This is a genomic window from Synechococcus sp. RS9909 (assembly GCF_014279595.1).
In the GTDB taxonomy this organism is placed as follows: Bacteria; Cyanobacteriota; Cyanobacteriia; order PCC-6307; family Cyanobiaceae; genus Synechococcus_C.
Window position 1 is genome coordinate 1,369,988 of sequence record NZ_CP047943.1, and the last position, 15,908, is coordinate 1,385,895.

The 15,908-nt window shown below is 65.1% G+C and carries 13 protein-coding genes; 3 read left to right on the forward strand and 10 right to left on the reverse strand.

What is annotated here, in order from left to right; genetic code table 11:
- Window positions 1-45 precede the first annotated feature (45 nt).
- A complete protein-coding gene (locus SynRS9909_RS06940; protein WP_007102495.1) occupies window positions 46-765 on the forward strand; it encodes an SDR family NAD(P)-dependent oxidoreductase in 720 nt (239 codons plus the stop codon).
- Here the strand turns inward: SynRS9909_RS06940 and SynRS9909_RS06945 are convergent.
- Window positions 747-1,136: a DUF2237 family protein gene (locus SynRS9909_RS06945; RefSeq protein ID WP_038001359.1), complete on the reverse strand. Its 390-nt coding sequence runs from the start codon at window positions 1,134-1,136 to the stop codon at window positions 747-749. The two genes, SynRS9909_RS06940 and SynRS9909_RS06945, sit on opposite strands and share 19 nt — an antisense overlap.
- A gap of 117 nt (window positions 1,137-1,253) precedes the next feature.
- Here SynRS9909_RS06945 and SynRS9909_RS06950 point away from each other — a divergent pair, with 117 nt between their 5' ends.
- Window positions 1,254-1,484, forward strand: a complete 231-nt coding sequence (locus SynRS9909_RS06950; RefSeq protein ID WP_007102493.1) for a hypothetical protein — start codon at window positions 1,254-1,256, stop codon at window positions 1,482-1,484.
- Here the strand turns inward: SynRS9909_RS06950 and SynRS9909_RS06955 are convergent, their stop codons facing one another.
- From SynRS9909_RS06955 to SynRS9909_RS06965, 3 genes are read right to left on the reverse strand one after another with little or no spacing between them, the layout of a single operon-like run.
- Window positions 1,485-1,757, reverse strand: coding sequence for a DUF4090 family protein (locus SynRS9909_RS06955; protein ID WP_007102492.1), 273 nt, complete (start codon window positions 1,755-1,757; stop codon window positions 1,485-1,487). It lies immediately after the preceding gene.
- 57 nt (window positions 1,758-1,814) lie between these two features.
- Entirely contained in the window at window positions 1,815-5,441 is a 3,627-nt protein-coding gene (gene metH, locus SynRS9909_RS06960; protein ID WP_007102491.1) for a methionine synthase, read from the reverse strand.
- A gap of 38 nt (window positions 5,442-5,479) precedes the next feature.
- The gene (locus SynRS9909_RS06965; protein WP_007102490.1) at window positions 5,480-6,397 is read right to left on the reverse strand and encodes a branched-chain amino acid transaminase; all 918 of its coding nucleotides are present in this window, start codon (window positions 6,395-6,397) and stop codon (window positions 5,480-5,482) included.
- Window positions 6,398-6,463: 66 nt separating this feature from the next.
- Here SynRS9909_RS06965 and cobN point away from each other — a divergent pair, with 66 nt between their 5' ends.
- Window positions 6,464-10,252, forward strand: coding sequence for a cobaltochelatase subunit CobN (gene cobN, locus SynRS9909_RS06970; protein WP_007102489.1), 3,789 nt, complete (start codon window positions 6,464-6,466; stop codon window positions 10,250-10,252).
- 17 nt (window positions 10,253-10,269) lie between these two features.
- Here the strand turns inward: cobN and SynRS9909_RS06975 are convergent, their stop codons facing one another.
- The 6 genes from SynRS9909_RS06975 to uvrC are packed head-to-tail and all read right to left on the reverse strand — an operon-like array spanning window position 10,270 to window position 15,862.
- Window positions 10,270-10,821 carry a hypothetical protein gene (locus SynRS9909_RS06975; RefSeq protein ID WP_007102488.1) on the reverse strand — a complete coding sequence of 184 codons (552 nt, stop codon included), beginning with the start codon at window positions 10,819-10,821 and terminating at the stop codon, window positions 10,270-10,272.
- A gap of 27 nt (window positions 10,822-10,848) precedes the next feature.
- Window positions 10,849-11,505: a PHP domain-containing protein gene (locus SynRS9909_RS06980; RefSeq protein WP_007102487.1), complete on the reverse strand. Its 657-nt coding sequence runs from the start codon at window positions 11,503-11,505 to the stop codon at window positions 10,849-10,851.
- On the reverse strand, window positions 11,495-12,088 hold the full coding sequence (gene hemJ, locus SynRS9909_RS06985) for a protoporphyrinogen oxidase HemJ (protein ID WP_007102486.1): 594 nt from the start codon (window positions 12,086-12,088) through the stop codon (window positions 11,495-11,497). Before hemJ ends, SynRS9909_RS06980 begins: the two co-directional genes overlap by 11 nt.
- A 35-nt stretch (window positions 12,089-12,123) precedes the next feature.
- A complete protein-coding gene (locus SynRS9909_RS06990) occupies window positions 12,124-13,572 on the reverse strand; it encodes a cryptochrome/photolyase family protein (RefSeq protein ID WP_007102485.1) in 1,449 nt (482 codons plus the stop codon).
- A 5-nt stretch (window positions 13,573-13,577) separates the two neighbouring features.
- Entirely contained in the window at window positions 13,578-13,886 is a 309-nt protein-coding gene (locus tag SynRS9909_RS06995) for a hypothetical protein (RefSeq protein WP_007102484.1), read from the reverse strand.
- Window positions 13,883-15,862, reverse strand: coding sequence for an excinuclease ABC subunit UvrC (uvrC, locus tag SynRS9909_RS07000; RefSeq protein WP_007102483.1), 1,980 nt, complete (start codon window positions 15,860-15,862; stop codon window positions 13,883-13,885). The genes SynRS9909_RS06995 and uvrC overlap by 4 nt, the downstream gene beginning before the upstream one ends.
- Window positions 15,863-15,908 lie beyond the last annotated feature (46 nt).

Sequence of the window (15,908 nt, forward strand, 5' to 3'; positions counted from 1 at the left end):
CAAGCGGAAGCGCCACCATCATCGCTGCTTCGCTAAAGGTTGGCGATGACAAGCAGCTCCTGGAACGGACTGGCCCTGGTGGTAGGCGCCGGTGGCATCGGCCGGGCCCTGGTGCCGGCCCTGCGACGCCGCTGCGGGGACCTGACCGTGGTGCTCTGCGGTCGCCAGCTCGCGGCGTCAGAGGGCTGGTGTGTGGATCTGGAGGATCCGCGATCACTCGAGGCCTTGCGGCAACGGGTGGGAGAAGCGCTTCAGCCGCTGCGGCTGGTGGTCAACACCAGCGGTCGCCTGCATGGCCCCGGCCTGCAGCCGGAAAAGCGGTTGCAGCAGGTGCGTGCCGAAGCCCTCGCCGCCAGTTACGCCATCAACGCCATGGCACCGCTGCTTCTGGCCCAGGCGCTCGAACCCTGCCTGGAGCGGCAGCGGCCGTTTCATTTCGCCAGCCTCAGCGCTCGGGTGGGCAGCATCGGCGATAACCACAGCGGTGGTTGGTATGCCTATCGCGCCGCCAAAGCGGCCCAGAACCAGCTCCTGCGCTGCCTCAGCATCGAGTGGGCCCGCCGCTATCCCCAGGCCTGCGTCACCCTGCTCCATCCCGGCACCACCGACACGGCCCTGTCGCGCCCCTTCCAGAGCTTTGTCCCGCCAGGCAAGTTGTTTGCGCCGGCACGGGCCGCCGAACAACTGCTCGATGTGCTCCTGAGCCAGTCAGCGGCCGACAGTGGTGCCTTTCTCGCCTGGGATGGTCAGGCGATCCCCTGGTAGACGTGCTCCTTGAGGATCTCAAGGGGAACCACCTGAAGGGTCGACTGCTCTGTGGCCTCCAGGCGCACCAGCGGTGCCATGCCGTCGTCGTAGGCCTGTTTCCAACGTGGCGCACACACGCACCAATGGTCACCGGGCTGGAGCCCCGGGAATCCGAAGGCCGGCACCGGCGTTGAGAGATCGTTGCCCTGGGCTTTGCTGTAGCTCAGAAAGGCCTCCGTCATCACACAGCAGACGCTGTGCTGGCCGAGATCAGAGGCTTCCGTGCGGCAGTGGCCGTCGCGGAACCAGCCGGTCATGGGCGAACAGCCGCACAGCGCAAGCGGCTGGCCGAGAACATTGAGATCCTCGCTTGGGGACTGGCTTTTCACGGCAGCTGGCGGCGATCGTCGAGCAGGAGTCTGCCGAATCAGTGGCACATTGCGCGACAAGATGGTTGACGGATCCCGGGGGCGAGGCGTTAAAGGTCAATCAGTTATGCCTCCTCGATGGATTGGGAGTTCACGGAAGACGCGGCCTTCATGGCCCTCTGCGATGCCTTTCGCGAGAGCGGTGAAAGCTCGGCGATCGAATTTCTCGCCAACGGGGAGGGGGCCTTCCATTTTCAGGAGCTCACCCAGAATGCAGCGGGTGAGGGCGTGGACCTGAGCGATTCCGACGATCTCGAGGCCTTTCAGCAGGATGTGATCGACACGATGGAATCGCTCTGCCAGGACTAATCAGCCGTAGAAGAAGCTGATCTCCTTGTCCTTCAGGCCTTCCCAGCCGGCCGACACCAGCCGCTGGTTCAAGGTGTCCTGATCGAAATGCTTGGCTCCGGTGCGCACGATTCGATTGCGCATCGATTTCCGCACCCCACTGCGCTGGCGCTGCGCCTCGAGGTCCATCACCTCGCGGTAGAGCGTCAGCATCGGCTCGGGCAAGGGTGAGCCGTCGAGGTCGAGGCCAGCGGCAATGGCCTGGTCAATCGCATCGGGACCGCTGAGATCCATGGGCACAAGGTGGAGGCCATACCAGTCTGCTGCTGCCGGCCCCGCAGCGGCGCCGATTCAGGCGCTGAAGTAACGCGCCTTGCTGTGCAGGGCCACCAAGGCCGTGGTGCTCTGCTCGGGGTGGAGCTGCTCCGACTCATCCATCTCCAGGCCGATCCGCTCAGCGCCGAGCCAGGCGAGCTGTTGCCTCGAATCACCCACATTGGGGCAGGCCGGATAGCCGAAGGAATAACGGCTGCCGCGATACCGCTGCGCCAACACATCGCGGATGGGCAGACCCTCCGGATCAGGGAAACCACACTCCCGGCGGATCCGGGCATGGGTCCATTCCGCCAGGGCCTCGGCCATCTGCACCGCCAAGCCGTGAAAGAAGAGATAGTCGCTGTAGGCATCCCGCTGGAACAGATCCTGAGCGAAGCGACTGGCCTCCTCGCCCATGGTCACCGCCTGCATCGGCAGCACATCGGTTGGTTGGCCGTCGCGCAGGTCAGCGAAGAAATCGGCGATGCAATAACGATTGCCGCTGCGTTGGCGCGGCAGGGAGAAGCGACCGAGCTCCACGGCGCCATCGGTGGAGAACACCACCAGATCGTTTCCCCCCCGGCCGCAGGGGAAGTAGCCATAGGCCACGGCCGGCCTGAGCAGCTGCTCCGACCGCACCCGCTCCAGCCAGCTCTGCAGGATCGGCTCCGCCTTCTCCTGCAGCTCCGCCTCATAGGCCTCGCGCGTTTGTTCCCGGGTTTTGCGCATCTGCCATTGCCCGGCGAAGAGAGCCTGACGGTCGAGATAGGCGATCACGTCCTCGAGCGGAATGGCCTCCGGGCCCTCGAGCAGACTGGCACCCAGGAAAGGGGGCTGGATCGGGGCTTCGGCTGGAACAGCCTCGGAGCGCTCAGAGCTCACTGGCAGGGATGCGGCTGCCTGAGGGGTGGCCTCACTGGCCTCAGCCGTGGCTTCACCGGTAACAGCCTCGCCAGAGGCAGGATCCTCGCCACCGATGCTGAGGCCTTCAGGCGTGCCATCCAGGAAGCCGCGTCGATCATCCCAACGCTCCTCGGCCCGAGCTTTCACATAGGCATCCATGAAACGCAGATCGGTGAAGGCATCACGGCCATAGATCACCTTGCCCTCATACACCTCGCTACAATCCTTATTGACGAATCGGGGGGTGAGTGCAGCACCACCGAGCACCACGGGCACGCTGATTCCAGCATCATTGAACGCCTGCAGGTTGTCTTTCATGAAGGCAGTGGATTTAACCAACAAGCCGCTCATGGCGATGCAATCGGCCTGGTGCTCCTGCTGGGCCGCGATGATCGCGCCCACCTCCTGTTTGATGCCGAGATTGATCACCTCATAGCCATTGTTGGTAAGGATGATGTCGACCAGGTTTTTACCGATGTCGTGCACATCGCCCTTCACAGTGGCGATCAGAAACTTCGCCTTGGCCGACCGTTTGCCATCGGATTTCTCCATATGGGGCTCGAGGAAAGCCACGGCGGCTTTCATGGTTTCGGCGGATTGGAGCACGAAGGGCAGCTGCATCTGGCCGGAGCCAAACAGATCGCCCACCACCTTCATGCCGTCGAGGAGAAATGTGTTGACAATCTCCAGGGGTGGATACGACTGGAGGCCTTCCCTGAGCGCCTCCTCGAGGCCAATGCGTTCCCCATCGATGATGTGCTGTTTGAGGCGCTCCTCCACCGGCAGATCGGCCAGGGACGGCCCCGATTGGCGGGCCTCCTTGGCACTCACCCCTTCAAACAGGGTGGTGAGTTCGGTGAGTGGGTCGTAGGTGCAAACGTCGCCATCAAAGCGACGCCGATCAAAGATCAGATCACGGCAGACCTGCTGGTGCTCCTCGGCGATCTTCATCAAGGGCAGGATCTTGGCGGGCGACACAATCGCCGCGTCCATGCCGGCCTCACAGCAGTCGTGCAGAAACACGGAATTGAGGCTGATGCGCGCCGCCGGTGAGAGGCCGAAACTCACATTCGAAACACCGAGCACCACGTGCACACCGGGCAGTTCGTCGCGGATGCGCCGGATCGCCTCGATCGTTTCCAGACCGTTGCGGCGATCCTCCTCGATACCCGTGGAAATCGGCAGGGCCAGAGGGTCGTAGAAGATCTCACGGGCAGGAATTCCGAATTCCACTGCATCGCGATAGGCCCGTTTGGCGATCGCCAGCTTCTTCTCAGCTGTGCGCGCCATCCCCTCTTCATCGATGGTTCCCACCACCACGCCAGCGCCATAGCGCCGCGCCAGTTCGAGCACCTTGAAGAAGCGCTCATCGCCGTCTTCGTAGTTGGTGGAGTTGAGGATGCACTTGCCACCCGCCACCTTCAGGCCCGCCTCCATCTTCTGCCACTCGGTCGAATCGAGCATCAGCGGCAGGTTGATGTTGGTGACCACACGGGTCACCAATTCGTGCATGTCCTTCTCACCATCACGCCCCACATAATCGACGTTCACATCGAGCACGTGGGCGTTTTCCTTCACCTGGCCGCGGGCCACCGCCACCAGTCCATCCCAGTCCTCAGCATTGAGCAAGTCCCGCACTTTCTTGGAACCGCTGGCGTTGAGGCGCTCACCGATGATCAGAAACGAATTGTCCTGGTGATACGACGTGGCGCCATAAATCGAGGCCGCCGCTGGGTCGTAGCTGAGCTGCACCCGCTGGCGGTGCTCCGTGCGGCAGGGACGCTGCGCAGGCTTGAGTTCTTCGGACAACTCCGCAAGCGCCTGGATGTGGGCCGGTGTGGTGCCACAGCAGCCACCGATCACCTGCACGCCAAGATCCTCCACGAAGTGCATCAGCTGCATCTTCAGCTCCAGCGGCTGCAGGCGGTAATGCGCCACGCCACCCACATTTTCAGGCAGGCCGGCATTGGGAATGCAACTGACCACAAAGGGGGAATGCTCCGCCAGATAACGGATGTGGTCCTTCATCTGCTCCGGACCCGTGGCGCAGTTCAGGCCGAGAATGTCGATGGCGAAGGGTTCCAGAATCGCCACCACAGCGGCGATGTCGGATCCCACCAACATGGTGCCGGTGGTTTCCATCGTCACCGACACCATCAGGGGCCGGCGTTCTCCGGCGTCGGCGAAGGCGGCCTCCACCCCCTGGAGCGCCGCTTTGATCTGCAGCACGTCCTGGCAGGTTTCGATGATGAACAGATCCACATCACCGGCCAACAGCCCAGCGGCCTGTTCGCGGTAGGCCTCTTTCAGGGTGTCGAAGCCGATGTGGCCCAGGGTCGGCAGTTTCGTGGTCGGTCCCATCGAGCCGGCCACGAATCGGGGCTTCTCCGCAGTGCTGTACTCCTGCGCCACCGTGCGCGCCAGTTCCGCCGCCCGTTTGTTGAGCGCAAACGCCTGATCCTGAAGCCCGTATTCCGCCAACACCACCGAGGCGGCACCGAAGGTGTCGGTTTCGATCACATCGCAGCCGGCCTCCAGAAACTGGCGATGCACGGCCTGCACTGCATCCGGACGGGTGACCACCAGATTCTCGTTGCAGCCCTCCAGTTCGGGACCGCCGAAATCCGCAGCGGTGAGATTGAGTTGCTGCAGAGAGGTGCCAGTGGCACCGTCAAACACCAGAACCGGGCGTTCAGGGGAATGGAGGCGAGAAAGAAAGCGGGAAACAACGGGGGTCGGCGCCACCAGTTCTGCCTGCATTCCATTTGCTTGCCTCTGGGGCCATCCTAAGAATCGCCTCAGCCGTTGAGGTCGATTCGCGTGACCCAGTGCTCATAATCGGGGTCGCGCCCTTCGGTGATCGCCACCAGTCGCTCGCGAAGGGCATGCATCAGCGGCCGCTCACTGGAGAGCGTGGTGGATTCCAGCTGGCGCACCGGTGTGATCTTGGCGGCCGTGCCGGTGAGAAACACCTCATCAGCGATGAACAGCTCCGTCTTGTCGACCGGGCGCTCCACCACCGTGATCCCCATGCTGCGGGCCAGCTCGATCACGCTGGCGCGGGTGATGCCCTCGAGGATGTCCTGATCCACACCGGGGGTGATCAGGACGCCATCGCGCACGATGAACAGATTCATGCCGCTGGCCTCGCTGATCTTGCCGCGGCTGTTGAGCAGCAGGGCTTCGTCGAAACCACTGAGCACCGCTTCAGTCTTGGCCAGGGAGCTGGTGATATAAGCGCCACTGATCTTGCCGCGCAGGGGCAGGGAGCGGTCTTCCTGACGGGTCCAGGAGCTGATCCGGCAACTGACGCCCTCGGGCGAGAGGTAGTCACCCAGCTCGAGGCCGTAGATCAGGAAATCGGTTTCGATGTTGTGCAACCGAGGGGCGATGCCGAGGTCACTCGTGTAAACAAACGGCCGCAGGTAGATCGGTGTGGTGGGCCGATTCGCCCGCAGCATCGCGGTGAGGGCCTCCATCACAGTGGTTTCACTCAAGTCAGTCAGCAGCAGCCGGGCGCTTTGACTGAGGCGACGGGCATGGCGATCGGCGCGGAACAGAAGCACGTGATCGGCCCTCTGCGGATCGGGAATCGCCCGCATGCCACCAAACGCGCCCGTGCCGTAGTGGAGCGCGTGGGTGGCCACCGACACCTTCGCTTCTGAGAAGGGGATGCAACGGCCTTCAAACCAGGCGTACGGCAGGAACTGATGCATGGCTGACGGGGCCGTTCGCCAAATCTTCTCACCCACCATCCCACCGGCACGACCGACAATGGCGCCATGCACCGACTGAGCAGCGTCCCTGGATCCGATGAAGGCGGCGAGGTGGTGCTCGTGGAGCAGCCAACGGCACCGCTGTTGCTGCTCACCAGCGCCCAGACCGACATCAGCACCCTCGCCAGGGTGTTGGAGGCAGCGGAGGCGGCCCCCTGGCGCGATCGGATCCGCGCCCTGCCGCTCGATGCCCTGCAGCACCAGGCCCAGATCGATCACTATCTCGCCAGCACCGCTGCCGACGCACGCTTGATCGTGGTGCGTCTGCTCGGGGGCCGGGGCCACTGGTCCTATGGCTTCGAGCAAGTGCTGCGCTGGCAGGAGGCCCGCAGCGATCGCCAGCTGATTGTTCTGGCCGGCACCCCGGATCAGGACCGTGCCCTGCACGGCCTGAGCTCGGTTCCCGAACCTCTCTGCGATGCCCTCGCCGCCCTGATGAGGGAAGGAGGCCCGGAGAATCTCAAGCGTTGCCTCGATGCCCTGGCGCTGCTGCTGGCAGGAGAGGAACCCGAGGCCTCGGCGCTGGAGCCGCTGCCGATGGCTGATCCGGCCCCTTGGCAGTGGCAGGACACCCCCGGCCCTCGGGTGGGGGTGATCCTCTATCGCGCCCTGGCCCGTGCCGGTGACACGGCGTTGGCGGAGGCGCTGCTCAGCAGCCTGCGCCGGCGTGGCCTGGTGCCGCGAGCGCTCTGGGTGAGCAGCCTGCGCGATCCGGTGGTGCAGCAGGGCGTGTTGGATCTGTTGCAGCACCAGCAGGTGGAGCTGGTGATCACCACTACCGCCTTCGCCTCGGTGCAATTCGAGGAGGCCGGTCTCGGCAGTCCGCTCTGGGATCAGCTCGATCGCCCGGTTCTGCAGGTGCTCAGCAGCGGTCGCTCCCGCCAGGTCTGGGCCGACTCCTCCCGGGGCCTCGACCCACTCGACCTCTCACTCCAGGTGGTGCTGCCCGAGCTTGATGGACGCATCACCACCCGGGTCGGTGGCTTCCGGGAACAGCAGCAGGCCCACCCCAGCCTGGCCACAGCGGTGCATGTCCTCGAACCGAACCCCACCGGACTGGACTGGGTGGTGCAACACGCCGAGGCCTGGATTGCGCTGCGGCGCAGCTCGGCCCATGAGCGTCGTGTCGCCCTGGTTCTGGCCAACTATCCAATTCGCAATGGGCGTGTGGCCAATGGCGTCGGTCTCGACACCCCCGCCTCATTGCACAACGCCCTGCACTGGTTGCAGGAGTCGGGGCACAACCTCGGTGTCGTCCCTGTCCCTGCCACACCGGAGGCCTTGATGCAGGCTCTGCTGCGGGGGCGCAGCAACGATCCCGAGAGCCACCATCGCCCAGCCCTCGCCCACCTCCCCCTGCGCGATTACCAGGCCTGGTGGCAGCACTTGCCCACCGCGGCACGCCAGGCGGTGGAACGGCGATGGGGGCCACCGGAGCAGGCGGTGGATCTCGACAGGGCGTTGGATGGCTCCCCCGGTTTCGCCATCCATGGCCTCCGCTTCGGCCATGTGGTGGTGCTGATTCAGCCCAGTCGGGGCTACGACCCGGATCAGCTCAGCGATCTCCACTCCCCCGACCTGCCGCCACCACACCGCTACCTGGCCCAATACCTCTGGATGCGCCAGGTGCACGGCTGCCAGGTGATGGTGCATCTGGGCAAACATGGCAGCGCCGAATGGCTGCCCGGCAAGGCGGTGGGCCTGAGCGCGTCCTGTGCTCCGGCTCTGGCCCTGGGGCCGATTCCCCATCTCTATCCCTTCATCGTCAACGATCCGGGCGAGGGATCCCAGGCCAAACGGCGAGGCCATGCCGTGATCCTCGATCACCTCACGCCGCCGCTGGGGCGCGCTGGATCCCATGGCGACCTGGTGAGCCTGGAGCAGCTGCTCGATGAAGTGGTCGAGGCCCGGCAGCTTGGGTCGGAGCGCTGTGGCGTGCTCGATGAGCAACTGCTGGCGCTGCTCACTCGCCTCAACTGGCCGGGTCTGCCCAGCGGCAGCGTCCACAGGGCCCAGGAGCGCCAGGCCCTGTTTGCTGCGCCGGCGTGGAGCCATTGTCTGGACCAGGTGGAGACCTATCTCTGTGAACTGAAGGAGGCACAGATCCGCACCGGCCTGCATCGACTCGGCGCGATGCCGGAACCCGACGCCCTGGTGGAACTACTGCTGGCGATCGGCCGCTGCCCCGGACCGGATCGCCCCGGCCTCACCCAGGCGATGGCCAGGCGGCTCGACCTCAGCTGTGATCCCTGGGCTGATGAGGATGGCCAGGCTCTCCACCCAAGCGATCAGGCCTGGTTGGAGGGCCATGGCGTGGAGCGGGCGCGACGCGTCGCCGATGCCGTCGACTGGTTGGAGCGTCAGGCCTCCACGCTGATTCAGCGGCTGATTGAGCCTGAGCACCTCAACCCGGCCGGCAGCCGAGCTCTCCATCCCGATCTGGAGCGCTGGCTGCTCGATGGCAGCGACCCCAGTCTGCTGCATCTGAGGCAGACGTTGATCCCCCGCCTGCGGGCCTGCGCCGATCGGGAGCGGGCGGGATTCCTCCATGCCATTGCCGGCGGCCGGATCGCCAGCGGTCCCTCCGGCGCGCCGACACGGGGGCGACCGGATGTGCTGCCCACTGGCCGGAATTTCTATTCAGTGGATCTACGCGGACTGCCGACGGAAGCCGCCTGGGATCTGGGCCGGCGCAGTGCTGAACAGTTGCTGGAGCTTTACCTGCTGGAGGAGGGGGAGCCCCTGCAGCATCTTGCCCTGTCGGTGTGGGGGACGGCGACGATGCGCAACGGCGGCGAGGACATCGCCCAGATGCTGGCCCTGATGGGTGTGAGACCGGTGTGGGATGGACCGACCCGGCGCCTGGTGGATCTGGAGGTGATTCCCCTCGCCCTGTTGCAACGCCCCCGCGTTGATGTGACGCTGCGGATCTCCGGCCTGTTCCGCGATGCCTTTCCCCAGCTGGTGCGCTGGGTGGATCGGGCGCTGGCGTTGGTGGCCGGCCTGGAGGAAGACGCCCACGACAATCCCCTGGCAGCCCGCAGCCGCGCGAGCGGTCGTCCGCCGCGGGTGTTCGGCTCCGCTCCCGGTGCCTATGGCGCTGGCCTGCAGGCCCTGATCGATTCAGGCCAATGGGAGGAGCAGGGCGACCTGGCCGACGCCTTCCTGAGCTGGAGCCGCTGGGCCTACGACGGGCAGGGGGAACCCCAGGAGGATCGAGAGGGCCTGGAGCGCAGCCTGAGCGAGGTGCAGGTGGTGCTCCACAACCAGGACAACCGGGAGCATGACCTGCTCGATTCCGACGATTACTACCAGTTCCAGGGCGGTCTGGCCGCTGCCGTGACGGCGGTGCGCGGCAGACCTGCCGCGCTCTGGTTCGCCGACCACTCCCGGCGGGAGCGGCTGCGCCTGCATCCGCTCGGCAAGGAGATCGACAAGGTGATGCGCAGCCGGCTGCTCAATCCCCGCTGGATCGAGGGCATGCGCGGCCATGGCTACAAGGGAGCCTTCGAGATGGCCGCCAGTCTCGACTACTTGTTTGCCTACGACGCCAGCAGCGGCGTGGTGCAGAACTGGTGTTATGCCGCCGTTCAGGACGCCTGGCTCGATGACAGCGAGAACCGGACGTTTCTGATCCGCCATAACCCCTGGGCCCTGCGCGACATGGCGGAACGCTTACTGGAAGCGGCTAACCGCCGGCTCTGGTCGGATGCGACTCCGGAGCGGCTGGAACGGCTGCGTCAGTTAGTGCTGGAAGCCGAGACGCGCGTGGAGCACGACGGCCTCAGGGAATGAGGCTCAGGTGTTGAGACTCAACTGTTGAGATCCCGCACCATGGCACGAAAGGGATCGATCGAGCCGGGAGCGGCCGACTGGGCGCTGCTGGGCTTGGACGCGCTGGCTTCCGGCTTCAGTTCCGTTTTGCGGGCCACGGGAGCGGCATCGGCTGCGGCCGGAGCGTTGACGCCCGACAGAGCGCTGCCTTTGAGGCGTTGATTCAGCTCCTGCTGACTCATCGGTTCAGCGAAGGTTTTCTTCACCGGTTTGGGCACGCCCTGGGTCACCGAGACGGTCGCCTCGGTTTTGCTCACGCCGCCGAGCCCCTCAGAGGCCACGTCCACCTTCAGGTCCATGGCATCCACCTCGGTCACCAGTTCCTTGCTGCCGGGGCTGTCGGCGGTGCCGGGGAAGGTGCGGCGGATCGTCTTCGCCTCACGCATGTAGCTGAGATCCCCCAGGGAGGTGGAGGTGTCGCTGTCGAGGAAGAAGGCGTCCTGCTTTTTCGCGGGCTTCGGCTGGGCCTGGCTGTTGTCGGTGCGCGGCGCTGCAGCGCGGGGATTCAGGAGACGATCGAAGAAACCCATGCCCGATCAACAGGAAGTGGAACGAACTTAGCGACCCTTGAGGTCGTGGCCGTGGGTATCGGTGCCACACGTACGCAAAAGGCCAAGGTTCTTCAACTGGGCATCGATCGCCTCGCACACCAGCGGTGTCGGGCTCCAATGCGGTTGCATGTCGTAGTCGTACCAGGCCTCGCCGCCATCGAAGCCCAGCTCAGCCGCCGCAGCGATCAGCTCGGGGTAACCGAGGCGATACCGGGCCGGATGGGCCAGCACCGCCAGCCCGCCAGCGGCATGAATCGCCTTGCGGACCGCCTCCGCCCGCAGCGGTTCTCCCACCGCCGCATCCCCCTGGCTGTAAACGTGCAGCGCCGGGTGATCGAGCTCGAAGCCCAGGGCCAGCACGTGCACCAGACAGCCGCGAAGCACGCAACTGATCTCCATGCCGCTCCAGAGGGTGGGCACCGCGTGGCCGGCGTCCAGCTCCCGCTCCAACCAGGCCTGCATCGGGCGGAACGCCGCTGCACTGTGGTGATCGGTGACGGCGAGATGCTGCAGGCCCTGATCGCGGGCCTGACGAATCAGGGCGTCGGGGGAGAGGCTGCCGTCGCTGCAAAGCGTGTGGCAGTGGAAATTGAGGGCGGCCGGGCAGCTCTCGGGGCCCACCGTTTCGAGGATGGACCTCAGGGGGTGGCGATCAGTGGCCATGGGCTTCGGCAGGCTCGGCTGCGAGGGCTTCGGCCTTGAGCCGCCGCCAGCGGGCATAGAACTGAATCGAGGCGGCCATGAACACCACCAGGGCGAACACGAACCAGGTGGCGGCGCCGGTCGGAAACTGGGTCTTGAACACCACCAGCATCACCACGATCACCAGAAGCAGGGTGGGGAGCTCGTTGAGGGCGCGCAGCTGGCGTCCGGTCCAACGGCAGTCGCCTCGTCGCAACTGCCCCATGAGGCGGTAGCAAAAGGCGTGATAGATGAGGAGTGCGGCGACGAACGCGAGCTTGGCGTGCATCCAGCCCTGATGCAGCCAACTGGGTTGCACCACCAGCAGGCCCACCGCCATCGATACCGCCACCACCATGCCGGGAGTGGTGATGATGTTGGCCAAGCGCCGTTCCATCAGGGCGTATTGCGTCTGGAAGGGCGTGCGCAACTCAGGGGCCAGCTCCTCCGCTTCCACGTGGTAGATGAACAACCGCACCAGGTAGAAGAGCCCGGCAAACCACACCACCACGCCCACGATGTGGAGGGTTTTGAACCAGAGGTATGCCTCGGGCGGCAGGGTCATGGGAGAAACGTCAACGCGGTGACCCTACGCAGCATTCAGGCCAGGCCGTCAAGAAACCGCTTGGCCCGCTCGCGATGCTCCGCCAGGGTCGCCTCGCCCATGCGATCGAGATGGCGCGCCATCATCGCCAGACGCACCTGGCTGCGGAAAAAGTCGCCATGGCGATCAATGAAGCTCCAGAAGAGACTGTCCCACACGTCGCACCAGGGCCCCTTCGGGTAATCGGACATCTTGCGCACGTAGTTGGAGCCGGAGACGTAGGGCTTGGTGGTGAACAGCCCCCCATCGGCGAACTGACTCATGCCATAGACATTCGGCACCATCACCCAGTCGTAGGCATCGAGGAACAGCTCCATGAACCAATTGCAGATCCGGGTGGGATGGAAGCCGCAGAGGAGCATCACATTGCCGAGCAGCATCAAGCGCTCGATGTGGTGGCAATAGCCACTGCGCCGCACCCGTTGAATCACCGCATCGATCGGGGGAAGGCCGGTATCACCGGTGGAAAAGGCCTCGGGGATCGGCCGATCCTCCAGACCCCAGAAATTGCCGTTGCGCAGGGTCACCCCGTGATGGCGATACATCAACGCCATGAATTCACGCCAACCGATGATCTGGCGCACAAACCCCTCGAGTGAATTGTGCGGCACATCCCCCGCCTCCGCCCGGGCCAGGGTGCGATCGAGCACCTGTTGCGGGGTGAGCAGACCGATGTTGAGCATGGGGGTGAGCACGCTGTGCCAAAGCACGTGATGCTCCCGGCTGATGGCATCTTCGTAGGCCCCGAACTGCTGCAGGCGTTGCGCGAGAAAAGCATCGAGCCAACGCTCCGCCCCGCTGTGATCGATCGGCACCAGGCAAGTCTCCGGATCCGCCTGGGGATCAGCGCCAAGCGGATGCAGTGGATTCGGTGGCAGCTGGATCTGCTTCGGCAGCTTCTTGCGATTGTCGGCATCGAAACTCCATCGACCGCCCACGGGCTGACCCTGCGGATCGATCAACACGCCCAGGCGCCGCCGCTGGCGCTCGTAGAACCGGGCCATCGAGGGTTTCTTGCCGCGGGCCAGAAAGGCAGCGCCCTCCTCCACCGGCGTCAGCAGCATCGGCGTGGCGTACCACGTGAGCCTGAGGCCCTCCCGGGCCGACCAGCGGCGGATGCGGCGCTCCAGCCAGTCATCGACGGGATCAACCAGGTGGAGGTGACGCACCCCCTGCGCCAGCAGCAGGGCCAGATGGTCATCCGTGCTGGCAGCCTGATCGTGGCGCTGCAGCCGCACCGGATGCCCGGCCGTCTCAAGCCGACGCCTGTAGGCCTCGAGCGAGTGACGATGCAACGCCAGCTTCTGGGGATGGAGCTGCAGCGGCCAGGAGGGATCCGTGCCCAACAGCAGCGGTTCCTCCACCAGCACCACCGCACGGCCGGGGGCCAGTCCGGGATGGTCGGCAAACAGCTGGTGGGGATAGATGAGGGTGATTTCCTCCATCGGCTTCAGCTCAGTTCACCGGCCAGCCGGCAGGCCCGTCGCCCCAGGGCGGTGGCGTAGCCCCGATCCACCTGGCCCGCCCTCGGGCTGAGCACCAGGGCGCGGCAATCCATCACCACCTTCTCCCGATGGCCGAGCTGGTCGTTGAGACGCAGCACCAACTGCCAGTGGTTCTTGGCGCTGCGGGTGATGTGATCGGCGCAAACCGGTCCGGTGCAGAGGCCGGGAGCGGCCCAGGCGGCCTGGCCAGCGCAGAGCGCACCGCTCCACACCAGCGCGAGCAGGGTGCACAGCAGCGACCTCAGGCACCTCATCGCGGCGGAACATCGGAGTGATCACTCTGGCCCCCAGCCGCCGGCGGGGTGGCCTCCGCCTCGGCCTCATCGAAGCCAGGGTCATCCTGGGGATGGAAGAAGGCATGGATCTGCTCGGCGAGGGAGCGGCCGATTCCTGGAGCCGCCGCCAGACGCTCAATGGGCGCCAGCTGGATGGCATCAATGGAGTGGAAATGGCCCAGCAGGTCGCGCACCCGTTTCGGCCCCAGACCGGGTATGTCGGAGAGACGGGAGCGTTTCATCCGTTCGCCCCGTTGCTGCCGATGGAAGCTCACGGCAAAGCGATGGGCCTCATCGCGGAGCCGTCGCAGCAGGGCCACCCCCAGTTGATCCGGCTCGCTCTCCAGGGGCTGCCGTTCCCCCGGCAGAAAAATCTCCTCCCGTTGTTTTGCCAGGGAGCAGACGGTGAGGTCCTGATCCAGATCCAGTTCCCGCAGGGCCTCCATCACGGCTGAAAGCTGACCCTTGCCGCCGTCGATCATCACCACATCGGGCCAGTCGTTGAGGCCATCGGTCTGCAGAGCACTGCCACCGCGATGACGCAGCGCCCCCAGGTCAGCCCCCTCCGCCTTGGCCCGCGCCCAGCGCCGGAACCGGCGCCGGATCACCTCCGCCATCGACATGAAGTCATCGCTGTGGCCCGCACGGACGCTGCTGCTGCGGATCTTGTATTTGCGGTAGTGCTGCTTGGCGGGCAGACCATCGATGAACACCACCTGAGAGGCCACCGCATCACTGCCCTGGATGTGGCTGATGTCATACCCCTCGATCCGTCGAGGCGGGCGGGGCAGTTCGAGCAGCTGGGCCAGATCCTCCGTCGCCAGCGCCTGCTGTTCCTGACCGCGTTGGGCCCGCAACAGCTCGAATTCGGCATTGCGTTGCACCAGCTCGATCAGATCCGCCTTCTGGCGTCGCTGCGGACAGTGGATCTGCACCCGCCGCTCCCGCTGCTCCCCCAACCAGTCCTCCAGCAGGAGCCGCTGCGGCAACGGATATTGCACCAACAGCTCCGGTGGAATCTCCACCGCATCCAGCTGGCTGTAGTGCTCCTCGATCACCCGCTGCAGGATCAATCCCGGCTCCAGGCCCGCGGCGTCAGCGGTGAAACCGAGGCGGCCCACCAACTTGCCGGCGCGCATCTGGAACAACTGGACGGCAGCCACCCGTTGATCACAGGCCAGGGCGAGCACATCCCGACTCACCGAGGAATCGGGCAGGCTCATCTTCTGATCGGCGGTCAGTTGATCCAGCCCCTGAAGCTGATCGCGGATCCGGGCCGCCGCTTCGAAATCGAGCCGTTCGGCGTAGCGCTCCATCTGCTCGGTGAGCAGGGTCTGCAGCTCATCGCTACGGCCCTGGAACACCATCGCCACCTTGCGCAGGATGCGGTGATACTCCTCCGAGCTGATCTTCTCCTGACATACGCCCGGGCAGCGGCCGATGGCATGGTTCAGGCAGGTGCGGTCGGGATACAGGGGCCGCGGACGCTGCCGCAGGGGGAACACCCGTTTCACCAGAAACAGGGTGCGGCGCAGCAGGCCAACATCCACATACGGTCCATAAAACCGATCGAGGGGGCTACGAAAACGGCGGCGGCGGGTGATAAACAGACGCGGATAGGGCTCACTCCAGGTGATGCACAGATAGGGGTATTTCTTGTCGTCCTTCAGCAACACGTTGAAGTGGGGCTGATGGTTCTTGATCAGATTCGATTCCAGCGCCAGCGCTTCCGCCTCGCTGTCGGTCACGATGAATTCGATCTCGCACACCTGCCGTGTCATCAGGCGGATGCGGGGGGAGAGGTCGTGACGACTGCGGAAATAGCTGCGCACCCGGCTGCGCAGACTCTTCGACTTGCCGACGTAAAGAATGCGATCGTCCTGATCGCGCATCAGGTAGCAGCCGGGCTGGGCCGGGATCTCCTTGAGGCGGCGATCCAGCCGCTCCGGTTGCATCAGCAAGGGTGATCGCACCGACGGTGAAGCCAAAGAACCATCCGCT